Source organism: Bryocella sp. (genome assembly GCF_058498515.1).
The window spans coordinates 181,270-202,615 of sequence record NZ_JBMHYI010000021.1; the positions used below are offsets into that span (position 1 = coordinate 181,270).

General features: G+C 62.9%; 20 protein-coding genes. 10 read left to right on the top strand and 10 right to left on the bottom strand.

Going from position 1 to position 21,346, the window contains the following annotated elements; translation table 11 throughout:
* The first annotated feature begins 138 nt into the window (after positions 1–138).
* Both AC5E6W_RS06690 and AC5E6W_RS06695 read left to right on the top strand, forming a co-directional pair.
* Positions 139–267: a hypothetical protein gene (locus AC5E6W_RS06690; protein ID WP_491751489.1), complete on the top strand. Its 129-nt coding sequence runs from the start codon at positions 139–141 to the stop codon at positions 265–267.
* Positions 264–587, top strand: coding sequence for a type II toxin-antitoxin system HicB family antitoxin (locus AC5E6W_RS06695; RefSeq protein ID WP_491751490.1), 324 nt, complete (start codon positions 264–266; stop codon positions 585–587). Before AC5E6W_RS06690 ends, AC5E6W_RS06695 begins: the two co-directional genes overlap by 4 nt.
* A gap of 3 nt (positions 588–590) precedes the next feature.
* Here AC5E6W_RS06695 and AC5E6W_RS06700 read toward each other — a convergent pair whose 3' ends face one another.
* Positions 591–2,225 (bottom strand): GspE/PulE family protein, encoded by a 1,635-nt coding sequence (locus AC5E6W_RS06700; RefSeq protein ID WP_491751491.1) that lies wholly within the window; start codon positions 2,223–2,225, stop codon positions 591–593.
* 155 nt (positions 2,226–2,380) lie between these two features.
* On the opposite strand from AC5E6W_RS06700, the gene AC5E6W_RS06705 reads away from it, so the two are divergent.
* Complete coding sequence (locus AC5E6W_RS06705) at positions 2,381–3,568, top strand: glycosyltransferase (protein WP_491751492.1); 1,188 nt, start codon at positions 2,381–2,383, stop codon at positions 3,566–3,568.
* 46 nt (positions 3,569–3,614) lie between these two features.
* Here AC5E6W_RS06705 and AC5E6W_RS06710 read toward each other — a convergent pair whose 3' ends face one another.
* A complete protein-coding gene (locus tag AC5E6W_RS06710) occupies positions 3,615–4,805 on the bottom strand; it encodes a type II secretion system F family protein (protein ID WP_491751493.1) in 1,191 nt (396 codons plus the stop codon).
* Positions 4,806–5,116: 311 nt separating this feature from the next.
* On the opposite strand from AC5E6W_RS06710, the gene AC5E6W_RS06715 reads away from it, so the two are divergent.
* Positions 5,117–5,482: an ArsR/SmtB family transcription factor gene (locus AC5E6W_RS06715; protein WP_491751494.1), complete on the top strand. Its 366-nt coding sequence runs from the start codon at positions 5,117–5,119 to the stop codon at positions 5,480–5,482.
* Positions 5,482–5,958: an SRPBCC family protein gene (locus AC5E6W_RS06720; protein WP_491751495.1), complete on the top strand. Its 477-nt coding sequence runs from the start codon at positions 5,482–5,484 to the stop codon at positions 5,956–5,958. Before AC5E6W_RS06715 ends, AC5E6W_RS06720 begins: the two co-directional genes overlap by 1 nt.
* Before the next feature lie 64 nt (positions 5,959–6,022).
* On the opposite strand, the gene AC5E6W_RS06725 is transcribed toward AC5E6W_RS06720, so the two are convergent.
* Both AC5E6W_RS06725 and AC5E6W_RS06730 read right to left on the bottom strand, forming a co-directional pair.
* Positions 6,023–7,693, bottom strand: a complete 1,671-nt coding sequence (locus tag AC5E6W_RS06725; protein WP_491751496.1) for a hypothetical protein — start codon at positions 7,691–7,693, stop codon at positions 6,023–6,025.
* A 102-nt stretch (positions 7,694–7,795) separates the two neighbouring features.
* Positions 7,796–8,173 (bottom strand): HesB/IscA family protein, encoded by a 378-nt coding sequence (locus AC5E6W_RS06730; protein WP_491751497.1) that lies wholly within the window; start codon positions 8,171–8,173, stop codon positions 7,796–7,798.
* A gap of 274 nt (positions 8,174–8,447) precedes the next feature.
* Here AC5E6W_RS06730 and AC5E6W_RS06735 point away from each other — a divergent pair, with 274 nt between their 5' ends.
* Both AC5E6W_RS06735 and AC5E6W_RS06740 read left to right on the top strand, forming a co-directional pair.
* Entirely contained in the window at positions 8,448–8,618 is a 171-nt protein-coding gene (locus AC5E6W_RS06735) for a hypothetical protein (protein ID WP_491751498.1), read from the top strand.
* A gap of 312 nt (positions 8,619–8,930) precedes the next feature.
* Positions 8,931–9,215, top strand: coding sequence for a hypothetical protein (locus tag AC5E6W_RS06740; RefSeq protein ID WP_491751499.1), 285 nt, complete (start codon positions 8,931–8,933; stop codon positions 9,213–9,215).
* A 264-nt stretch (positions 9,216–9,479) separates the two neighbouring features.
* Here the strand turns inward: AC5E6W_RS06740 and gnd are convergent, their stop codons facing one another.
* Complete coding sequence (gene gnd, locus AC5E6W_RS06745) at positions 9,480–10,940, bottom strand: decarboxylating NADP(+)-dependent phosphogluconate dehydrogenase (RefSeq protein WP_491751500.1); 1,461 nt, start codon at positions 10,938–10,940, stop codon at positions 9,480–9,482.
* A 332-nt stretch (positions 10,941–11,272) separates the two neighbouring features.
* Between gnd and AC5E6W_RS06750 the strand changes: the two genes are divergently transcribed.
* Entirely contained in the window at positions 11,273–12,064 is a 792-nt protein-coding gene (locus AC5E6W_RS06750) for a hypothetical protein (protein ID WP_491751501.1), read from the top strand.
* Between the two features lie 49 nt (positions 12,065–12,113).
* Here the strand turns inward: AC5E6W_RS06750 and AC5E6W_RS06755 are convergent, their stop codons facing one another.
* Positions 12,114–12,995 (bottom strand): prephenate dehydratase, encoded by an 882-nt coding sequence (locus AC5E6W_RS06755; protein WP_491751502.1) that lies wholly within the window; start codon positions 12,993–12,995, stop codon positions 12,114–12,116.
* Between the two features lie 191 nt (positions 12,996–13,186).
* Here AC5E6W_RS06755 and AC5E6W_RS06760 point away from each other — a divergent pair, with 191 nt between their 5' ends.
* Positions 13,187–13,336 carry a lmo0937 family membrane protein gene (locus AC5E6W_RS06760; RefSeq protein ID WP_491751503.1) on the top strand — a complete coding sequence of 50 codons (150 nt, stop codon included), beginning with the start codon at positions 13,187–13,189 and terminating at the stop codon, positions 13,334–13,336.
* Between the two features lie 180 nt (positions 13,337–13,516).
* Positions 13,517–13,825, top strand: coding sequence for a CsbD family protein (locus AC5E6W_RS06765; RefSeq protein WP_491751504.1), 309 nt, complete (start codon positions 13,517–13,519; stop codon positions 13,823–13,825).
* A gap of 136 nt (positions 13,826–13,961) precedes the next feature.
* Here the strand turns inward: AC5E6W_RS06765 and AC5E6W_RS06770 are convergent, their stop codons facing one another.
* The 4 genes from AC5E6W_RS06770 to AC5E6W_RS06785 all read right to left on the bottom strand — a co-directional run bounded on the left by AC5E6W_RS06770 (position 13,962) and on the right by AC5E6W_RS06785 (position 21,319).
* Positions 13,962–14,828 (bottom strand): UbiA-like polyprenyltransferase, encoded by an 867-nt coding sequence (locus AC5E6W_RS06770; protein WP_491751505.1) that lies wholly within the window; start codon positions 14,826–14,828, stop codon positions 13,962–13,964.
* 121 nt (positions 14,829–14,949) lie between these two features.
* Positions 14,950–15,717: a BON domain-containing protein gene (locus tag AC5E6W_RS06775; RefSeq protein ID WP_491751506.1), complete on the bottom strand. Its 768-nt coding sequence runs from the start codon at positions 15,715–15,717 to the stop codon at positions 14,950–14,952.
* A 314-nt stretch (positions 15,718–16,031) separates the two neighbouring features.
* Entirely contained in the window at positions 16,032–20,570 is a 4,539-nt protein-coding gene (locus tag AC5E6W_RS06780; protein ID WP_491751507.1) for a translocation/assembly module TamB domain-containing protein, read from the bottom strand.
* Positions 20,567–21,319: a peptidylprolyl isomerase gene (locus AC5E6W_RS06785; protein WP_491751508.1), complete on the bottom strand. Its 753-nt coding sequence runs from the start codon at positions 21,317–21,319 to the stop codon at positions 20,567–20,569. The genes AC5E6W_RS06780 and AC5E6W_RS06785 overlap by 4 nt, the downstream gene beginning before the upstream one ends.
* Between the last annotated feature and the right edge of the window lie 27 nt (positions 21,320–21,346).

Genomic DNA, 21,346 nt, shown 5'->3' on the forward strand with positions numbered 1-21,346 from the left:
TTGATACCATTGGTTGTGGCTTCCGTTGAGAAGATCATCGAGCGCATGCTTGCGGAGCCCTCCACCGTGAGGTTCCAGGAACTGAGAAAGGTTTGCGAGGCGTTGTTCGGACCTCCCCGCCAATCCGGTAGCAGCCACATGATCTTCAAGATGCCATGGGCAGGTGACCCGCGCGTCAACATCCAGAATGATCGCGGCAAGGCGAAGGCCTACCAGGTGCGGCAGGTGCTCGCCGCTATCGAGAAACTCCAGAGGGAAGGGAAATGAACAAAGACCACTACACCTACCGCGTCACCTGGTCGCCTGAGGACAAGGAATACATCGGCCTCTGCGCTGAGTTCCCATCGCTCTCATGGCTGGCCTCGACCTCGCAGAAAGCCCTCGCCGGGATCCAGAACGTCGTAGCAGAGGCCGCGAAGGACATGGAAGCCAACGATGAGCCTGTGCCGGTGGCGCTGGCCGACCGCCACTACAGCGGAGAGTTCCGTGTCCGCATCCCGCCGCATGTGCACCGTGCGCTCGCCGTCGAGTCCGCGGAGCAGGGCATCAGCCTCAATCGGCTGGCCAGCGCTAAACTCGCAGGCTGATCTCTACCGTCCCGTCTCAATAAACGTAACCTTGTTGATCTCCCGCAGCGTCGTAATCCCCGCCCGCACGCGCTCCAGCGCCGAGTCCCGCAGAAAATTCATCCCCTTCTGCTTGGCCTTCTTGCGGATCTCCGACCCTGGCTTCTTCTCCAGCAGCATCTCGCGGATCTCATCATCCAGCTCCAGCAGCTCGTGAATCGCCGATCGCCCGCGATACCCCGTCCCGCCGCACTCAATGCACCCCAGCCCCTCGCGGAAGGTAATGTCCCGCCAGTCCGCCGGGATCAGGCCATTCTCCACCAGCTCCGCGTCCGTGTAGTGCACATCGCGCACGCAGAACGCGCACACCTGCCGTACCAGCCGCTGCGCCAGGATGCAGTTCAGCGCCGAAACGAAGTTGTACGGCTCCACGCCCATGTTCAGGAAGCGTCCCAGCACGTCGACCACGTTGTTCGCATGGACGGTGGTGAACACCAGATGTCCCGTCAGTGCCGAGTTGATCGCGATCTGCGCCGTCTCCGCATCGCGGATTTCACCCACCAGGATCTTGTCCGGGTCATGCCGCAGGATCGACCGCAATCCTCGCGCAAACGTCAGACCCTTCTTCTCGTTCACCGGGATCTGCGTAATCCCGCGGATCTGGTACTCGACCGGGTCCTCGATCGTGATGATCTTGTCTTCCTCGCTCTTGATCTCGTTCAGCGCGGCATACAGCGTGGTCGTCTTACCCGAACCCGTCGGCCCGGTCACCAGCACCATCCCGTACGGCTCCTTGATGTACCGCCGGAAGCGCCGCAGATCGTCTTCGCCGAAGCCCACCACGTCCAGCGAGAGGTTCTTGAACTTCTCCGACATCGACTCTTTATCGAGCACGCGGAGAACGCAGTTTTCGCCATGCACCGTCGGCATGATCGACACGCGGAAGTCGATCAGCCGCCCCTTGTAGCGCACCCGGAAGCGACCGTCCTGCGGCACGCGCCGCTCCGCAATGTCCAGCTCGCTCATCACCTTGATGCGGCTCAGGATCGTCTGGTGATGCTCGCGCGCGATGGGCGCCATCGCCTGCTGCAGCACGCCATCAATGCGGTACTTCACCTGCAGTGAGTCATCGTACGTCTCGAGATGGATATCCGACGCCCGCCGCTCCAGCGCCGTGAAAATGGTGGTATCGACAAGGCGAATGATCGGCGAGATGTCATCGTCCGCCGTCAGCTTCTCGATCGAGATGTTCTCGTCGGGATTGTCCTCGCTGGTCAGCACGTCGAACGCCAGCCCCTCGGAGGCCTCGTCCAGCACCCGCTGTGACTGTTCCGTCTTCTTCAGCAGGTCCGTGATCTGCGAAAGCGTGGCGACCCGCGTCACGATGCGCGTCCCCAGCAGCCCGCTGATCTCGTCGATCACCATCAGCTTGGAAGGATCCGCCACCGCGATCGCCAGCTTCCCGTCCAGCTGCTCCAGGGGCACGAAGTTGTACCGGAACATGATGTCCACCGGAACCCGCTTGAAGAGCTCATGCTGAATCCGGAAGTTTTTCAGGTCCACGAAATCGGCGTGATATCGCCGGGCGAGCATCTGGGCTCGCTCGACCTCGGTCATGGCTTCGGGACTGTAAGGCTGTGCGACGGGGATGGTGGCCATAGTGTGTGTGACGGTTCCCGAAAGTAACTGTAGCGGAAATAATTGAGGTTCCACAGCAACTCAGGGGAGCTAAAATTTGTCTGTACGCGATGAAAGGCGTACAGCCTCCGGGCGGACGACCCAAAACATTGCGATTCCTTCACTTGATCGGCACGATGGACCCGGCGGCCGGTGGCCCTACGGAATCCGTGCGTCTCCTCCTAAGTGGTGGATACCACGGCGAAGTTGTGAGCCTCGACCCCCCCGACGCTCCGTACCTGAGCAATTACAGCTTTCCCGTGCACGCGCTTGGCCCGGCTTTGGGCCGCTATGGCTTCTCGCTCAGGCTCAATCTTTGGCTGCGCGCCAATCTGCACCGCTTCGATTGCGTCATCGTCAACGGTCTCTGGGGTTACCCTGGCGTCGCCGCGCTCGACGAGGTCCGCGGCCGGCTGCCCTACTTCGTCTTCACCCACGGCATGCTGGACCCCTACTTCAAGCATCGCTTCCCGCTCAAGCACCTCAAGAAATGGCTCTACTGGCTCCTCGTGGAGCGCCGCGTGCTCGCCGATGCCGACTACGTCCTGTTTACCTCGGCGGCTGAGGCGGCCCTCGCCAAGCAGACCTTCCGGCTTCATCGCTGGCGCGAGTTGATCGTCCCCTACGGCTGCGGCCAGCCGCCCGAGACCACCGCCGAGATGCACGACGCCTTCTTCGCCCGCTGCCCAGAGGTAAGCGCCCGTGGCCTCAAGCGGAGCGCCTGCGGCCATGAGGGCGCCCGCCGCTTCCTGCTCTTCCTCGGTCGCCTCCACCCCAAAAAAGGCTGCGACCTCCTCATCGAGGCCTTCGCCAGGACCGCGGCTCTCGATCCCGAACTCGACCTGGTCATGGCTGGCCCCGACGAGGTCGGCTGGACGCCGCAACTGAAGGCCATGGCTGCCAGGCTTGGCATCGCGTCCCGCGTCCATTGGCCCGGTCTCTTGCAGGGAGATGAGAAGTACGGCGCTCTCTACAATGCGGACGCCTTCATCCTCCCCTCCCATCAGGAAAACTTCGGCATCGCCGTCGCCGAGGCTCTGGCCTGCGGCGCTCCCGCGTTGCTCTCGGACAAGGTAAACATCGCCCCAGAGATCGAAGCCGATGGCGCCGGACTCATGCAGCCCGACACCCTTGACGGCACCGAGAAGCTCCTGCACGCCTGGATGACGATGTCTCCAGAAGCCCGCGACGCCATGCGCGCCCAGGCCCTGCGCACCGCGGAGGCTCGCTACCGCATGGACCGCACCGCCGCCATCCTTTTGGAACGTGTCAGGATGGTCCGCAGCGAGCACGCTCTCGGCAACCCGCACCTCTCGCGGGTGTAGGCGGCTCACCGCCGGCCCGGCTGCGCTGCCGGCCTCCAGCGCGCCCCTACGCCGACCCGTTCAAGCTGAAGATCGGCAGATACAGCGCGATCAAAATCGTCACCACCACCAGTCCCATCACAATCAAAATCACCGGCTCGATCATGCTCATGATCGCCGCCAGGCTCGTCTGCACGTCTTCCTCGAAGAACTCCGCGACCGAGTTCAGCATCTGCGGCAGCGCACCGGTCGACTCGCCCACCTCGATCATCTCGATCGACAGCTCCGGGAAGACCTTCGTGTTCTCCAGGCTCACCGAGAGCCCCTTGCCCTCACGCACACCCTCCACCGAGTTCCGCACCGCCCGCGCAATCTGCTTCGACTCAATCGATCGCGCCGCCGTCTCCAGTGAGGGCACCAGCGGCAGCCCGCCTGTCAGCAGCGTCGCCAGCGTGCGCGAAAACAGCCCCACCTGGTACTTCAACCACACCTGCCCGAAGATCGGCAAGCTCACACGAACCTTGTCCACGAACAGGTCGCCCGCCTCCGTCTTCGTCCAGCGGAAGACCAGGTAGCCGACCACCGCCAGCACCGGAGCCACGTACAAGCCATAGTGCTGCGCCCCCTGCCCCAGCGACAACAGCAGCAGGGTCATCTGCGGAAGCTGCGTCCCCAGCTGGTCGTACAGCTGCGCAAACCGTGGCACCACGAAGCTGATCAGGAAGATGAACAGCCCGATCACCATCAGGATCAGGAAGCTTGGATAGATCAGGCTGGCCCGCACCTTCTTCCGGAACGTCAGCGCCACGCGCTGAAAGTCGAGGAACCGTTGCAGCACCTCTTCCAGGTTGCCGGAGCGCTCACCCGCCAGCAGCGTCGTCGTGTACACCAGCGGCACGCCACCCTGCGCTTCAAACGCCGTGGAGATGCTCTCGCCCGTGCGCACCCGCGCAGCCACGTCCTCCAGCTGCGCCTGGAAGCTCAGGTCCTTCTGCCGCTTGGCCAGTAGCTCCAGCGAGCTCAAAATCGGCAGACCCGCCTTGATCAACGTCAGAAACTGCTGGTTGAAGATCAGGAACGGCCCCAGCTTGACCTTCTTCTTCGTCCCGCGGCCAAAGTTGGACTTGGCTTTCACGTCATAGACCAGGTACCCGGCCTGCGTGAACCGCGAACGCAGCTCCTCTGCGGTCGCTGCCGTATGGACCTGCTCCAGGATGCGTCCGCGTTCGTCAGCGAGTTTTACGGTGAACTCAGTCATTGCTCTTGTTGCCCTTGCCCTGCCGTTACAGCCAGCCGCTGCTCAAATCCCGGCTTTGTCGGGGCGGGACTTCAGTCCCGCCGTAAGTGAAGTGAATGCAATGCGGCCTTAGCCACTGGGGGATGCGCGGGACCTGATCTGACCTTCCCTAGCTTAGACGGGAGCTGGCCCAGTTGGCACGCATACCCCGGATTGTCGTCGCCCTTGAACCCACAGAGGCGAGAACCCAATTCTTTCTGCCTTCGCTAGCGAGAAGTTAAATTCAACCATCCAGTTGACAATCGCCAAATCTCTGCCCTATATTCAACCGCATGGTTGAGCAAAGCACTCCCGACCTCGATCTCGTCTTCCAGGCCCTCTCCGACAAGACCCGCCGCGCACTGCTGCACACCATCGCAGGTCGCAGGCTCTCGGTAGGCGAGCTGGCCGCGCCCTACGCCGAGATCATGTCCCTGGCCGCCGTCAGCAAGCACCTCGATGTCCTCGAGCGCGCCGCCCTCATCCGCCGCGACCGGGAAGGGAAGTCACGCATGGTCTCGCTCCAACCCCGCCCCCTTGAGGCCGCGCAGGACTGGCTCGCCTTCTACAACCAGTTCTGGAGCGACAACCTCGACCGCCTCCAGGCCCACTTCGAATCCCAAACGGAACTGGAATCGCACCCGGAAAAGGAGTCCTGATGTCCGTCCTCACCTCGCCACAGGCCACGGCCACCGCGTCCGTCAAGCTGACGCGTATCCTCCGCACCAGCCGCCAGCAAGCCTGGGACGCCTGGACCTGCCCCGAAATCCTCAGGAAGTGGTGGGGGCCCGCCGACCGCATCTGCATCGGCGCCGAGGTCGACCTCCGCGTCGGTGGCGCCCTCAGTCTCACGGATGACACCCCTCCCCACGCAACGCCGTTCCCGAACGTACCGCGCTCCGTCACCGGGACTGGCGTCTTCACCGAGATCGTTCCCCTCGAGCGCCTCCAGTTCACCTGGGTCACATCCTTCCGGCCCGAGGAAGAGTCGCTCATCACCGTCACCTTCCGCGACGTCGAAGGTGGCACCGAGATCACCGTCCTCCACGAAAAACTCCCCTCCGACATCGCTCCCGCCTACGACAACGGCTGGTCCGACACCCTCGTCAAGCTGGAGGCCCTGTACGCGGCCTAAGGTAAAGGCCGACGACAAAGGCCCGCAACGCGGCGGGCCTTTGTCTCGCCGCTGCAAGGCAGATTCAGCGCTCTTCGGAGGTGAATTTCCTCTGCCACTCGGCGCCTGAAACCTTGAAGAAGCCCCTCCCCACCTGGGGCGAGGTGCTCACCGACTGCACCTCGATTTTGAGGCCGAGCGCACCTGACCTGCTGCGTCCGAGGATCAGGCGCGGGTACGATCCTGGTCCGAAGGGCTGCAGATTTGTGTAGGTGAAGAAAGTGCTGTTGTACAGGGCCTGCACCAGCCTGTGGTCGGCGTCGAACCAGTACCCGTTTGCGTGGGAGAGATCGACATCGGGCTCCCCGCCACGATAGACGCGGACGGTGCTCGTCCCCTTTAGATCTTCGCGCGTGATGCGCCAGTCGGATTCTGTCATTGTGTCGAGCGTTGGGATGGGCTCGACGGCCTCGAGTACAAGGCTGCAGATGTTGGCCATCTGGCCCTCGTGCTTCCAGTAATACTGCTCTCCGTCGCGGCTGCGGACCGCGATGCTTGAGCCGAGCACAGCTTCGCGTTTCCAATGCTTCGTATCGACGAATGTGTCGGTGTAGGTCCCCGTCTGCGAACCGCTGGGAGTGCCGACGGTGAACTGAGCCCTGAGCTCGTACGGCCCGACACCTGCCGAGGCGGGACTTGACCCCTTTCTCCCAAGATCGAAGTTCTGCCGTGCGGTGCCAAGGTCAACAAAGCCCTCTGGGCGCTTGAGGGTAAAGGGAATCGCGATGCGGCGGACGATCTGGACCGGAGCCCCATCGCGGATCACCGGCTTGAAGACCAGGCTCTGGAAGTAAGCCTTCGCGGCCTCGTTGATCGCTGGGTTATCGCTGATCGGGTTCATCGAGTCGCGCACATGGCCGGTAGCGTCGAGCACCAGCTCGGTCCAGACGACCCCGTTCAGTGGAGTGTTGGTGACCGCAGGCCATGCGGGTGTCGGCGAGCCCGAGGCCAGGTCTGGAGCATAGGGCGCATTGTCGATGACAATGGTGCGCAGCGGAGCGCCTCCTGTCGGCGTGTCGAAGTCGGCGGGCATGCTGGATAGATCCTCTAACGTGACCTTTGCCTTGACCTCCGGTGAGCCGCAGGTCACCGTGTGGGCGATGAGCCGGCCGTGGAAGTCACTGAAGTCTTTCAGCTGGAAGTCCCAGCCGAGTCCGCCGCCATAGAAGAGCAGGCCGGAATTCTCCCAGATTGAGATGTCCTCCTTGGCTGGCTGCTGGTCGACTGGGAGAGACTTCTCCCAGTTGAGGTATGTGGCCCCGGCCATAGACTTCATGATGTCGGGCTTTATCCCATGCAACGCGAGGGCATCCGGCGATACCGGATGTAGCAGGGCCTCAGCCATTTCTCGAGCCCACTCTGGAATGTAATCACCCTCATTGATCTCCCACGTGCGGCCGCCACTGACGACTTGCACCTGGTGAAACTGGGGCGTGCGGATCTCACGGCGCATCTCCCCGGGAGCTTTCCACCAGATCTCGATCGTTCCGGTTCGACCGGAATCTTTATCACGATCGAATGACGGCGCGAGCGTAGCGCTCAGGTGAAACGGGTATGTGCCCTTCTGGTCCAGGGTGCTTCGCTCCACAGCCTTGCGGACGCGGGCAAGCTCGTCTTCAGCGTGGGCGCGGGGAGCAGACGTAAGGGCAAATGACAGTGCAACGCAGGGAAGGCTCAGCAGGCGCAGGGAAGACATACACGCCAATGTAGCAAAGCATCTGAAAGAGAGCCGCTCATGGCCTAAACGCACGAAGGCCCCGCCGCAGCGGGGCCTTCGTCAAATGGGAACAGCGTGCGGTTACACGCTGAAGCTGGAGCCGCAACCGCAGGTCGACTTCACCTGGGGGTTGTCGAACTTGAAGCCGGCGGCCTCGAGTGTCTCCACATAATCCACCGTGCAGCCGTTCAGGTACATGGCGCTGGTCGCGTCCACGAACACCTTCAGGTCTTCGAACCGGACGACCTTGTCCATCATGCCGGCCGCGTTCTCAAAGCTCATCGAATACTGGAAGCCCGAACAGCCACCACCCACAACACCGATGCGAAGACCGGCGGGGATCGGGTCCTGCGTGGCCATGATTTCCTTGACCTTCGCGATCGCCGAGTCGGTCATCAATACAGGCTGGGAGCTCTTCGGAGCTTCCACAACTTCGGGGGTGACGGCAGCAGTAGCCATGGTTTCCATCTCCTTCGCAATACTCAAGCGCGGCAGCCCGCGCGATCCTGCGACCTCTAGTCTACCGCAATCCTCACCTATCGAGGACCACTTTAGTGCGAGATCTTCTTCTCGCGTCTCGAAGCCGCACATCCGGGGCAATGCCGGACCCGGTTGCGGTGTGGGCAGGTTCGCCCGCGGTGCCGCAAAGGGCCCAAGCTAATCAGTTAGATGACCTCCGAACCATCCGGATTCACTTCACTCGCTCCGGCAGGGCGTACGATGAAACATCCCTATGCGCCTGATCGAAGCCCTCGCCGACGCGTTCATCGCTACCTTCGGCATCACGCAGCCCGACGAGAGAACGCGCAAGCACGCCTCCTGGTTCATCCTCGGCCTGATCATCGCGACCCTCCTCGCGGTCGCCGCGGTAGGGTTTACGCTCTACCATTTCATGCATAACTAGGCCGTCTCGACAGGCTCTGGGCCAACGCCGCAATCCCTGCAGGATGTGTCATCCCGAGCGAAGTCGAGGGACCTGCTGTTTGCCGGTGCTGGCACGGAAGCCCCCGAGGGATCGGCCCTCTCGAAGACCCGCCTTCCGCAGTCCTCAGCTCCTGCTTCCCCGCGCGGGAATCCCAAAAGAATCGTGAGCGAAATCACTTCCCCCAGCACCGCACCAGCGCTATGATTCTGGCGCTGAAGAGCCGGGTCTCCTGCCGGTGGTGAACGGGCAGGTACCGCCGGGCCCTTGGCAGATGCTTCAAGGAGGTCCACCATGACCACACTTGTTGTCCTATCGGTCGTTTGGGGCGTAATGATCGCCGGTTTCCTCGCCCTCATGATCTATCGCGCGCACCTCACCAACATGGAAACGGATCAGCTGTTTCTTTCCGACAGCACCGGCACCGCTGCCGTGCATCAGGAGCAGGACATGATCGTCCACCGGGTGCAGGCCCTCACGCCGGTCGTGCGGATCTTCGCGCTCGCCATTGCTGTTATGACGGTGGTGGTGGGAGCCATGTACTTCGTGCAGGTCATCAAGCCCGCCGCTGGCTTCTAGCGCGGGAACCGAACCGGCGGCCTTGGCCGCCACTCTGTGCGCGCGCCGCGAAGTGCGGAGCGTGGTGAAGAGACCCTGTCCCCCGAGTCGCGCTGCAGCTTCTGCCCGCGACACTGAACGGGAGCCCGTTCCCCCTCGCCACGCTCCGCAGGTTGAAGGTAATCTCCCTTGCGGCTGGACCAGGTTCATCAGCTGCTCGGCGCGCATCAACGGCAAGGCCCGCTCGGAGGAGCGGGCCTTGCCTGTTTCTGTTTGTAGCCTGAACTACGCGTTGTACGTCGAGGACGACACGCGTCCCCCGCGGCCCGTCCAGTTCGTATGGAAGAACTCGCCCCGCGGCTTGTCGATGCGCTCATACGTATGCGCTCCGAAGAAGTCGCGCTGCGCCTGCAGCAGGTTCGCCGGCAGCCGCGCGCTGCGGTAGCCATCGAAGAACGCCAGCGCGGTCGAGAACGCCGGAGTGGGAATCCCCATCTCGACGGCCGCAACCAGCGCCTTGCGCCAGCTCTGCTGGTAGTTGTTCAGCACCGTATAGAAGAACTCGTCCTGCAGCAGATTTTCCAGCTTCGGGTTCTTGTCATACGCGGCCTTGATGTTGTTCAGGAAGATCGACCGGATGATGCAGCCGCCGCGCCACATCAACGCGATGCCGCCCATGTTCAGGTTCCACTTGTATTCCTTCGCGGCCTCGCGCAGCAGCATGTAGCCCTGCGCGTAGCTGATGAACTTCGAGCAGTACAGAGCGCGCCGCACGTTCTCGATGAACTCCTTGCGGTCGCCCGTAAAGGCATCGCACACCGGCCCGTTGAGAACCTTCGACGCCGCCACACGCTCATCCTTGATCGCCGACAGGCAGCGAGCAAACACGCTCTCACCAATCAGCGTCACGGGCATGCCCATGTCCAGCGCCGAGATCGCGGTCCACTTGCCTGTACCCTTCTGGCCGGCCGTGTCCAGGATCTTGTCCACGATCGGAGTCCCATCCTCATCCTTCTTCGCAAAGATGGTCGCGGTGATCTCGATCAGGTAGCTGTCGAGCTCGCCCTTGTTCCACTCTGTAAAGATCTCCGCCAGCTCGTCCGCCGAAAGCTTCAGCGTGTCCTTGAGGAGTTGGTACGCCTCGCCGATCAGCTGCATGTCGCCGTACTCGATGCCGTTGTGCACCATCTTCACGTAGTGGCCGGCGCCGCCCTCACCCACCCAGTCGCAGCAGGGAGTGCCGTCTTCCACCTTCGCGGCGATCCCCTGGAAGATCGCCTTCACTGCAGGCCATGCCGCGGGATCGCCGCCCGGCATGATCGACGGGCCGAAACGCGCACCCTCTTCGCCGCCCGAAACACCGGTGCCGATGAAGTGCAGACCCTTCGCTGCCAGGTCCTTCGTCCGGCGCTCGGAGTCGGTAAACAGCGAGTTGCCTCCGTCGATGATGATGTCGCCCTTCTCCAGGAAGGGAACAATCTGATCGATCGTCTTGTCAACGACGTCGCCGGCCTTCACCATGATCATCACCCGGCGCGGTGTCTTCAGCTTGGAGCACATCTCCTCAATGGAGTGCGATCCTTCCACCTGGGTGCCCTTGGCTTCCTGCGCCAGGAACTCGTCGACCTTGCTCGTCGTGCGGTTGAAGACGCACACCTTGAAGCCGTGGTCGTTCATATTGAGGACCAGGTTCTGGCCCATCACTGCCAGCCCAATCAGGCCGATGTCGCAGCTTCCACTTGCCATCTCGTCTTAGTCTCCTTGCATGTGCGCCCGCATCGGCTCACGCTGCAAATTCGGGTTTGGAATGATCTTAGCCGACGCGGTATGAGCGCTAGTTAGCGCTGACAGACAGCGTACCCCGCATCCCTCCCTGAAGGATGTGAGCGGGAGCACACAAGACACACCGGCCTCCGCGAAACCCTACGCCCGCGATGCAACGACTGTAAAGTCGTGCGATGACCGCGCGAAGCCCTCGAAAGTGTCGTTCTCAAGCCACCTTCCCGTTGCGGAATGGAGACCGCGCGATACACTTCCCGCAACCGCTTCCGCCCAACTCCGAGCCCCGCGAGCCGATCATGACCCTCGACCCCAACAATCCAGCTCCCAGCTATCCCGACCCCATCTATCCCGGCGATCCGACCCCTGTGCCTTTCTCCCGCATCCCCACCGTCGCCGAGCGCCGGCCCTCCGGAGTCATCCTCGCCGCGATCACCCTCGGCTTTGCCTCGCTCGGTGTGCTCCTCATGGCAGGAATCTCTGTCGTCGCGGCCGTCGCGATCTCCCACTCACCCGGCCTCGTCGCCGCAGCCCAGGCCCACAGCGCGCCGCCCGTCGTCATTCCCGGTGGCATGCCCGGAGCCGTCCCCCCAGCCGCGCCTCCCAGCGCCACCGCCCTCGTGATGATCTATATCGTCATGGCCGTGATCGCCCTCGGCCTCGCCGCATGGGGCATCACGACAGTCGTCGGCCTCCTCCGCCTCAAGCAGTGGGCCAGGATCTCCATCATGATCCAGGGAGGCCTCGTTGCCATCTGCGCGGGCTTCTTCACCATGGGCGCGGTGCTCGCTCCCATCATGATGAAGTCCATGCAGATGCCCTCCAACGTCAACCCGAGCCAGATGCACATCGTCTTCGCCGCGTTCGCGCTGATCTCCGGCCTCATCGCGCTGATCGGCGTCTGGTGGATCGTCTACTTCGCGCTCCGCGGTCCCCGCGAAGCCTTCGCGCCCACCCCACAGTCGCTGGCGCCGGGAACCTTCGCCCCGCGAGCCATCGCCCAGCCCATCCCCATTCGCCCCACCGGCCCCATCACCGACTTCACCGTAGCCCAGCCCCTGGCCCAAGACGAGCAGGAACCTCACAACTAAGAGCTAAGACGTAGAACGATAGAACGCACAACGTCTTTCGCCCCCAGCCCTACGCCGCAGCGTACCGCCCCAGCTCCTTCACCATCGAACACACCGGCCGGATCGCTTCCAGCGCCGCATCCGCCGTCGCCTCGTCCTCGAACCGGAAATCCACGTAGAAAACGTACTCCCACGGCCTTCCCGGCACCGGTCGCGACTCGATCTTCATCAGGTTCACCCCAGCCCCCGCCAGCCCCTGCAGCGCCGCCACCAGCGTGCCCGGCTTGTGCTCCACCGCGAACGCCGCGCTCAGCTTGTTCGGCTTTGGGAGGTCCTCAGGCTTCGGATCGCTCGCCCTCCGCAGCAGGTGGAAACGCGTGTAGTTGTCCTTGTGGTCCTCGATCCCCGCGACCAGGATCTCCGCCCCATACAGCTCCGCCGCCAGCGCCGGGGCCACGCCCGCCACGTCGCGCAGCCTCTCCGCCATCACATGCTTCACGCTTCCCGCGGTGTCGTAAAAGGGAACCGCGTGCGCCTGCTTCATCCCCGCAAGGTAGTTGCGGCACTGCGCCAGCGCCACCGGGTGCGAGTACACCTGCCGAATCTCCTCGATCGTCACCCCTGGCAACGCCATCAGGTTGTGCCGGATCCGCAGCAGCCCCTCGCGGTCGATCCGCACCGGGTTCGCCAGCATCAGGTCGTAGTGCTCATGCACGCTTCCATGCAGGCTGTTCTCGATCGGCAGCACCGCCCCATCCACCCGCCCCGCCACCACCGCTTCGATCACCTCGGCCGATAAAGCGCACGGAACCACCTCCACCGCGCCCAGCATCTCCAGCGCCATCATGTGGCTGTTCGATCCAGGCTCGCCCTGAATCGCGACCGACCGGATGCCGTCCGGCCCGCGGTCCGTCGCTCCACGATCTCCAACTTCCATACTGTTTGCACTCACTTCCAGCCGTATCCGCGTGTTTTTTGCCACGAACTTGGGCAACCCTGTTGATACAACAGATTATCGCGGCAGCAGGGGACAACCTCGACCCCCACCCCGGGCTCTTATCCAGTACGCACCGGCGCGGAGGCCGGAAAAGATCTTCGGCGTCGATCCTCGCGATCGCGCCGCATCGTTAGGAGAACGACCGAATGCTCTGGACCATCACAATCATCCTTGTCATCCTCTGGCTTGTTGGCGTCGTCAGCGGTTACACCCTCGGCAGCTGGATCCATGTTCTGCTGGTCCTCGCCATCATCGTTCTCATCTTCAACCTGCTCTCGGGACGCCGGGGAATCTAACCATCCCCTCCGGGCTCGCAGAAACTTCGCGAGCCGCCTCCCGTTACGGCGAGCCGGTTCAGCTTTGCAACTCCGGCCCGTGCTTCAGTCCATACGTCAACGCGCCGCGCTCTTGATTCACTTGATTCAGATTCACTTGATTCATCAGCTACGCGGCGTCTTCACCGAAGGGGTCCCGACATGAGCACTACGACAAGCGAAAGCACCATCAAGGGCAAGCTGAATGAAGTTGCCGGCCGCGTCAAGCAGAGCGTCGGCGAAATGACCCACAACGACACGATGGCCAACGAAGGCGCAGCCCAGCAGATCAAGGGGCACGCCCAGCAGGCCTGGGGCAGCGTCGAAGAAGCTGCCAAGGACACCAAGGCCCGCCACGAGCCGGAGGCCGAATCCAAGGCTCACGACATTCGCGAAAGCATTGTCTCCACCGCGCAGAACGTCAAAGAGCACGTCGAAGCCTTCGCCGAGAAGCACAAGAACCACTCCTAAATCGCCTGCTCGCTCATCACTCGCAGGAAAACAAAAGGCCCGCCGAAGCGGGCCTTTTGTCGTGTGCGCTCCATAATTCACCAACGAATCTCAGCGGTTGAGCGCCAAAGGCCCGACCTAAGTCAGCCACGAAGCCCTACCGCCGAATCAAAATATCCGCCGCCACAAACACGAAGAACACCACCGAGATAATCCCGTTCAGCGTGAAGAACGCCGCATTCATGCGTCGCATGTCGCTCGGGCGGATGATCGCATGCTCATACGCCAGCAGCGCGCCCACCAGGCACATGCCGGCGAGGGCGATCCACCCCAGCCCAAACACATGCACCAGCACAAACAGCAGCGCAAACATCGCAACGTGCATCAACCGTGCAATCCAGAACGCTCCCTCCAGCCCGAAGGCCGCGGGAATGCTGTTCAGCCCCACCTTGCGATCATGCTCGAAGTCCTGGCACGCATACAGCACATCGAACCCACCCACCCACAGCAGCACGATCGTCGTCATAATCAGCATGCGCGCGTCATATGTGCCGCGCACCGCAATCCACGCCGCCGAAGGCGCAATGCCCAGCGCCAGTCCCAGCACCAGGTGTGACCAGCGCGTGATCCGCTTCATGTAGCTGTAGCTCAGGATCACTGCCAGCGCGATCGGCGCCAGCATCAGCGTCAGGTGATTCAGCATCGCCGACGCCACCAGGAACAGGCACGCCGAGAGCAGCGTGAATGCCGCCACGAATGTGATCGTTAGTTCACCCTTGGCCAGCGCACGCATTGAGGTCCGCGGGTTCGCCGCATCCAGCTTCGCGTCCACCAGCCGGTTGAACGCCATCGCCGCCGACCGCGCGCTCACCATGCACACGATAATCCACCCCAGCACATGCAGCGGAGGCCATCCGCCCGCGGCCAGCATGGCCCCCGTAAGCGCAAACGGGAGCGCGAAGATCGAGTGCTCCCACTTGATCATCTCCAGCGTCACACGTGTGCTGCGAAGGATGTTTTCCATCTCTTCCATGTTACGGGAAAGCCGCAAACGGTTGTGGGTGTCGGTCGCCGGATGATGGGCGTTCAGCCCAACACACAACGTCCGACACCCCACAACTGACAACTGACAACGCGTTCCGCTCTTATCGTCCCGGCCCTTGTCCCGCAACCTGCAGGTCATTGGTCACCGAGAACACTCCCGGGACGCCATTCGCGCGCATCCCCGCCATCTGCTTGTCCGACTGGCTATCTACCGACCCCACCAGCGTGGCATGGCCGTTGATCACGACAATGCGGATCTGCTTCGCCGGATCCAGAGCATAGCGGTTCAGCGCCGCGTAGCCATAGATCGCGTTGAACAGCGCCCGCCGCAGCTGGTCGTCATTGTTCGAGAGCGGAGCCACCTTGATGTTGTCCACCAGGTCGCGCACACCCGCCGTGTCGGTAATGTCCGCGATCACCTCGTCCTTATCCTCAGGACGAACCGCCACGCCACCCACCGTCACCACGCCGTTATGGACACCCAGCGTGAACGCATTGAACGGCTGCGTCCAGTAGCCCTCGCGGGCGTAGATGATCTTCTTCGTGAGCTTGTCGGTGAGCTGCTCATCGCTCACGGTCGGCCCGCCGTTCATCGTGACCTGGATCTGGTTGCGGACCTCGACCGGCTTGAAGTGATTCGCCTTCCTCGCCGCGTCGATCTTGTCGTTTAGCCGGTTCACTTGCCCAGTTAGCGTCACCACTCCCTGGGCCACCTGCACCTGCACATCGGAAAATTGCTTCTTGCTAAGTGCCTTCTGAACCTCCGCCTGCAACTGCGGGTCGGGGTCGGTCTGCTGCGCATGGATCGCGGGGCTCGCCGTCAGGACAACGGCCGCCACCGCCAGGATTCCGTATCTCTTGAACCACATCGTCATTCTCCAAAATTTGCGTTGACCGCTCGACGGTCTCAACGCGTTGGATGCCTTCAACTTGAGACGGGTTCAGCAGCGAATCGGAGAAGACGTTCCTCGCAGCCACAACCCCATGAAGCCGCTGGCCCTTGACACCCTTCATACAATAAAGACAGAGAGACGAACCCTGCCCGGCCCAGCCGGGCGTTTGCATTTGCACTGTGGCCCTTGGGCCCGCAACCCTGGGCCCTACAACAAGGTCCGGAGCTAAAGTCTCCCGAATGAACACTTGACAAAAAACCGGGGGGGGGGGAGGGGGTACCTGGCCAGCGCTACTTGTACCGCTTTCGAATCTTGTACACGATCGAAAACACGCCCGACTCGTCGCGCGTCGCCACAATCGACCGGTTCTCCGAAACCTGCCACTGCACCTGGATCAGCTGCTGCGCCGTCTGGTTCACGTTGGTCGCGAACACCAGCGTCAGCTGCTTCGAGAGCGGCTCCTGCACCGTAATGCGCGCCGACGAGTTGCCCAGTGTGCCCACGAACGCCGGATCGATCTTCACCGAGCCCGCGCCGAAGAGCTTGCCCACGCGGCTCGACACCGTCGCATTCAGCGCGCCGCCCAGCAGGGCATTGGTCGTGGGATCGGTCCCCGCCTGCACCTGTTGCTCCTGGTACAGCTGTGCCTCTTCCTGCGTGCGCCCCAGCGCCAGCAGGTTGAAGATGTCCGCCTCGGTCAGCGGCGGCTCCGAGCGATACGTCGGCTTCAGGTTGGTCATCGTGCCGTTCAGCCCGATGGTCAGGTCGTAGTTCTCCACGCGAGCACTCGCCGTCAGGTCGATGATCGGGTCGATGCGCACCGGATTCGAGAAGTAGATGGTCCCCCGATCCAGCTGGTACTTCGTGCCCGCGAACGTCGCGCTGCCTTCCGTGATCTGGATCCGCCCCAGGATGCTCGGCACCGCTGCCGTGCCGCGCACCGTCAGGTCCACCGTGCCCGCCAGCTTCGCATAGCTGTTTTGGAAGTCCAGTTGCGGCGAGCTCGTAATCCGCACATCCAGTCTCACTTTGTTCGCAGCCGACGTCGGGTCCGGTGGCAGCGACACCCCACCTGCCCCCGCAAAGCCCGCAAAGTCCACATCCGGCCCCACGTTGAACCGCGTAATCAGCACGCTGCCCGAGAACAGCAGCGACTGCGGCCCACCCTGCAGCCGGAAGCTGGAGTTGGCCGTAGCGCTCAACCCGTTGTAGCGCACGCGGACGTTCTCGCCAGTCGCCGTCAGATCCGCCACCAGTCCCTTCTGGTAGTAGATCGAGCCGCCAATCTTCAGCTCCCCGCCACCCGAGCGGCCGGTCAGGGACTGCACGTCAAGCCGGTTCTCGTTGAACACCAGCGTGCCGTTCATCGAACTCAAGCCGTTGGGAACGCCGTCGATCGCGAGGTTGACGTTCTGGAACTGCACCTTGCCGTTGAGCTGCGGATCCTTCATCCGTCCGCTCGCGGCCACATTGAAGATCACCTTGCCATTCGTAATCAGGTCCGGATCGAAGACGTGCGCCAGACCCATGTTCACGCTGCCGCCCGCGTTGATGCTCAGCGTCCCGCCCTTGGGGTCGGGATCGCCGAACAGCACCGCCGATCCGCCGGCGCGCATGTCCGTGTCCTGCCCCGTGATGTGCAGCTGGTCGATCGACAGCGAGCCATTGCGCAGCGAAGCCCGTAGCGGCTCCGCAGTCTTCAGATTGATGCCCTGCAGATTCAGGTTCGCAAGATTCAGCTCCGCATTGCCTGCCAGCTGCTTCGGCTGCGCCGCGGGTCCCGTCACCGTCACCGTGCCACTGATCTTTGACGTAGCCTTCACGCTTCCCGGAGCGAACATCGCAATCGCGTTGGCCAGGTCGAAGTCCGCAATTGTTAGTTTCGCATTCGTCTCGAAGTTCCCCGTCAGCGCGGTCTGGCCGTCGGCCACCAGCTGCGCGCCCAGCGCATTCGAGTGCACATCGTAGGAAACGATGTTCTTCGTGCTGTACGCCGTCGCAGTCACATCGCCCAGAGCCTTGCCCTGGTACACAATCTTCGCAAGGCCCAGCTTCGCATGCAGGTTCGGCTCCTCCAGCGTGCCGTTGGCGTCCGCCGCGATGGTCAGCGTTCCCTCGGCACCTGCGTCGCGAACCTGCTGCAGCTTCGCCAGCTGCAGGTTGTTGCCGGCAATCTGCGCGACGATGTGCTTGGTCTCGTAGTTGTAGCTGCCGGAACCCGTGATCGCCATGTCATACGCCTGCACCAGCAGCTTCGATGCATTGATCTGCGGCCCCTGCATGTTGAACGCAACGTCCAGCGTCTGGTACTGCTCTCCATAGGCCGCACCATTCTTCAGCGTCAGCTCACCCCCGCCGGAGAGAGACTTCACGGTACCCGCCACATGAGCGTTCAGCGCCACCGTTCCCGTCAGCGGCACCTTGCTCTTCTGTCCCGCGATGTCGAGCAGGTCCGCGGCTTGCGCAGTGTCCAGCTTCAGGTTGGCGCTGATCTCGCCACCCTCGTCCCACACATAGTTCACCGCGCCACGCCGCGACACCACCTTGCGCGGCCGATACGTTCCCGCAACATCGAGCACCGCCGTACCACGCTTGATCGTCGACGAGCCGACCGCAAGCCCTGAGTCAGGCGAGTACTCCGCGTCCGCGACCACCGAGTCGATGTGTACGTCCGCTGTCGTGCCCAGATGTGCCTCGAAGTTATCCGCGTTCAGGTGTCCCTTCACATCGAGGTTCTTCACCGCTCCATGCGCCGTGCCGTTGAACGCCAGCGACCCATGCAGCGTCACCGGGATCGCCGCACTCCCGCGCTTGCCATTGTTCTCAAAGCCCAGCGTCTGCAGCACCGAATCGAACTCCGCGAGGTCGTGCGCCTGCAGGTTCAGCGCCAGCTGCGTCAGCGGATCGCCCTTGTTGACGCCCAGCACGCCGCTCGCCTGCAGCGCCGTCGCCGGTGTCTGCAGGTTGATCGACGTGATCTTCACTGTCTCGTTCGCGCCGTCGTAGTGGCCCAGCACATGCCCGCTCACCGGAATGTTCTGCTTGCCCTTCGTCTGCTTGCCCGTCGGGATAAAGTCCAGGCTCGCATCCACCTTCACCGTCTCCGAGACGTCCGTCGCTGGTCCGCCCCACTCCACTTCGACCGGACCCGAGATGGAGGTATCGAGTCCAAGGTCGCCGTAGTGCTCCGGAGCCGTCATGTCCATGATCGTGCGCAGCGAGATGCCCTGCACCTTCACCGTGATGTAGGTGTGCGTGCCCGTGATGGGAGCATCCGTAGCCGCCGCGGTCTTGGGCAAGACATCCTTCGGCTTCACGGCCTTCTCGTGCTCGACCGGCGCCTTCGCGCCAATGCTCTTGGCGGCGTTGTTCGCGACCTTCTCGCTCGCGACGGTCGTTGCCGAGGCCACCGGCGAATCCGGTGGCACCTCGCCCAACCAGTTCTCGATCTTCATGTCGCCCGAGATGCGTCCACCGCCAGGCAGCGTCGACGTGATCGAGGTGAACAGCAGCTCCGCCGGCGTGACATTCAGCTTCGCGACTGCGTCCACATCGTGGAAGCGCACCTCGGGAATGCGATAGGCCACGCGATGCGCCTTGACGCTGCCCACCAGCAGGTAGCCCTTCTGGCAGTCCGGGCTTGGCGGCAACACCTTCGCCGAAGGTGATGGCGTCTTGCGGTTGCGCTGCCAGAAGTGAGGCTTCTGCTGCGCCTCCTGCGGCGACACATTGCACGAGTGCCCATTGACATCCAGCTCCACCGTGCCCGCGCTGAAGCCCTCGATGCCTGCCAGCAGCCCCAGCTGCTTCAGGTCGATGTCGCCCTCCACGCTCGCCTGCCATATCGGCTTCGCAAAGTTCCGCAGAAACATGTTGCCGCTCATATGCGTGCTGCGCGCCGTCGTGAAGTCCACCTTATTCAACGCGAACATATCGCGGCCAAGTTCCGCGTTGAGGTGCAGCTGCGACTGCACCTCGGGCTGCTTGCTGATCTTCGTCCGCAGGTCGTTGAGGTCCACCGTGGCGCCGTAGTGGTCGGTCTTCGCGATGTAGTGCACCTCGGCCGCGAGGTCGCGCGCCTCCATCTCGAAGGGAATCGCCTTGTCGTTGATCACCGCCAGGCCATTGGCCAACTGCACCTCGCCCGCCTGCAGGTCCAGCAGCGTGTTCTGCACCGGCTCATTGCTCGGCGTGGGATGCTTCGGCGTCGGCTGGTTCGTCGTGCCGTCCTTGCTCACGATCAGGTGAACATGCGGCTGTTCCACCCGCAGGAAGTTGAGCCCGATGTGCGACTGCGCTCCCTTGCCCACCGTGTGCGAGACGAATGTGTTGATGCGCAACCGCAGGAAGATCTTGTCCGCCGAGAGGTACGGCATCTGGCCCGCAGGCTCGGTGCCGTGGATGATCAGCCCATCCACCTCGATCGCAAGATGCCACAGGCTGAAGCCGATGTGCCCGACATCGACCCGCCCCCCCGTCGACTCTTCGAGAACCTGCTTCACTTCCTGGCCCACGCGGCGCTGGAAGTCATCCGTCCCCGTGTACCAGGTCGCCGCGCCCACCATCATCAGCAGCAGCGCCAGCAACGACGCGGACACATAGCCTACCCTGCGCCAGAAGCTGCGCCGCTTCGCCGGAGGAATCTCCTCATACCGTTCACGGCCTTCCTTCAGCTTTTCGTGGACCTGCTCCTTCAGGTGCTCGCCTTTGTCCTTCAGGTGCTCGCCGGCCTCGTGCAAATGCTCGTGAACTTCGTGCAGGTGCTCGCGCAGCGTCTCGTGCGGCTTGGGGTCCTTACTCTCGGGGCTGTTCGGATCGAAGTCGCTCATGGCGCCGCCTCCCCGGGATGCAGCACCACCACAGAGCCCTGCGCGCGCAGGCTCTTCAGCCAGTCATCCAGCAGCGCCGACACGCGCTGCGCCAGCAGCACCTCCTGGATGCGCTCGGACAGCGTGTCCAGCTTCGGAGCCGCAACATGCTGCGCCGCATACTCCGGCAGCATGGTCTTCGTGTAGTAGTCCTGGATCTCCTGCGGCATGATGCGGATGCCCATCTTGAAGCGCTGCTCGATGTAGTCCAGCACCTGCATCCGCTGTGCCCACAGCGCCTGCAAGGATTCCTCGGTAAAGCCGTTGTCCGCGAGGAACTTGTCCCACCCAGCCTTGGTCGCGCAATCGTAGCGCTTGCACGCCGGGATGTTCTTTCGCAGCCCGTCCAGTTCCTTCTCCACCTCGTCGGCGGGGATCGCATCATCGTTCTGCAGCTTCACCTGCTGCAGGATCAGGTCACGGTTGATCAGCCGGTTGATAGCCTCATCGCGCGAACCCTCACGCGTAGGGTTGTCGTAAGGCTCCAGCGCCTCCAGCCGAAGCTCCTGGTCCACATCGCTGTCCAGGATCAGGTCTCCATTGACGATGGCGTCGATGCGATCGACAGGCGTCCCTGCAGCGCTCGGTGCGTCCACAGCCTGCGGCGACGGAGCAGGAGTCGCCGCGGCCACAGGCGGAGTTTTGCTCTTCGATGGCGCGGCCTGGCCCCGCAGCAACCCCGCACACAGGCACAACGCCGCGAGCGTCATCGCTGTCCTTGCTCCACCGTGTTGGCT

What these genes read in the sequence shown, in the direction of transcription:
- AC5E6W_RS06715 (WP_491751494.1), top strand. Translation starts at nt 5,117, where the DNA reads ATGGTTGAGCAAAGCACTCCCGACCTCGATCTCGTCTTCCAGGCCCTC.
- AC5E6W_RS06775 (WP_491751506.1), bottom strand. Translation starts at nt 15,717, where the DNA reads ATGTGGTTCAAGAGATACGGAATCCTGGCGGTGGCGGCCGTTGTCCTG.
- AC5E6W_RS06720 (WP_491751495.1), top strand. Translation starts at nt 5,482, where the DNA reads ATGTCCGTCCTCACCTCGCCACAGGCCACGGCCACCGCGTCCGTCAAG.
- AC5E6W_RS06770 (WP_491751505.1), bottom strand. Translation starts at nt 14,828, where the DNA reads ATGGAAAACATCCTTCGCAGCACACGTGTGACGCTGGAGATGATCAAG.
- AC5E6W_RS06725 (WP_491751496.1), bottom strand. Translation starts at nt 7,693, where the DNA reads ATGTCTTCCCTGCGCCTGCTGAGCCTTCCCTGCGTTGCACTGTCATTT.
- AC5E6W_RS06780 (WP_491751507.1), bottom strand. Translation starts at nt 20,570, where the DNA reads ATGAGCGACTTCGATCCGAACAGCCCCGAGAGTAAGGACCCCAAGCCG.
- AC5E6W_RS06765 (WP_491751504.1), top strand. Translation starts at nt 13,517, where the DNA reads ATGAGCACTACGACAAGCGAAAGCACCATCAAGGGCAAGCTGAATGAA.
- AC5E6W_RS06785 (WP_491751508.1), bottom strand. Translation starts at nt 21,319, where the DNA reads ATGACGCTCGCGGCGTTGTGCCTGTGTGCGGGGTTGCTGCGGGGCCAG.
- AC5E6W_RS06750 (WP_491751501.1), top strand. Translation starts at nt 11,273, where the DNA reads ATGACCCTCGACCCCAACAATCCAGCTCCCAGCTATCCCGACCCCATC.
- gnd (WP_491751500.1), bottom strand. Translation starts at nt 10,940, where the DNA reads ATGGCAAGTGGAAGCTGCGACATCGGCCTGATTGGGCTGGCAGTGATG.
- AC5E6W_RS06730 (WP_491751497.1), bottom strand. Translation starts at nt 8,173, where the DNA reads ATGGCTACTGCTGCCGTCACCCCCGAAGTTGTGGAAGCTCCGAAGAGC.
- AC5E6W_RS06690 (WP_491751489.1), top strand. Translation starts at nt 139, where the DNA reads ATGATCTTCAAGATGCCATGGGCAGGTGACCCGCGCGTCAACATCCAG.
- AC5E6W_RS06760 (WP_491751503.1), top strand. Translation starts at nt 13,187, where the DNA reads ATGCTCTGGACCATCACAATCATCCTTGTCATCCTCTGGCTTGTTGGC.
- AC5E6W_RS06695 (WP_491751490.1), top strand. Translation starts at nt 264, where the DNA reads ATGAACAAAGACCACTACACCTACCGCGTCACCTGGTCGCCTGAGGAC.
- AC5E6W_RS06700 (WP_491751491.1), bottom strand. Translation starts at nt 2,225, where the DNA reads ATGGCCACCATCCCCGTCGCACAGCCTTACAGTCCCGAAGCCATGACC.
- AC5E6W_RS06740 (WP_491751499.1), top strand. Translation starts at nt 8,931, where the DNA reads ATGACCACACTTGTTGTCCTATCGGTCGTTTGGGGCGTAATGATCGCC.
- AC5E6W_RS06705 (WP_491751492.1), top strand. Translation starts at nt 2,381, where the DNA reads ATGGACCCGGCGGCCGGTGGCCCTACGGAATCCGTGCGTCTCCTCCTA.
- AC5E6W_RS06710 (WP_491751493.1), bottom strand. Translation starts at nt 4,805, where the DNA reads ATGACTGAGTTCACCGTAAAACTCGCTGACGAACGCGGACGCATCCTG.
- AC5E6W_RS06735 (WP_491751498.1), top strand. Translation starts at nt 8,448, where the DNA reads ATGCGCCTGATCGAAGCCCTCGCCGACGCGTTCATCGCTACCTTCGGC.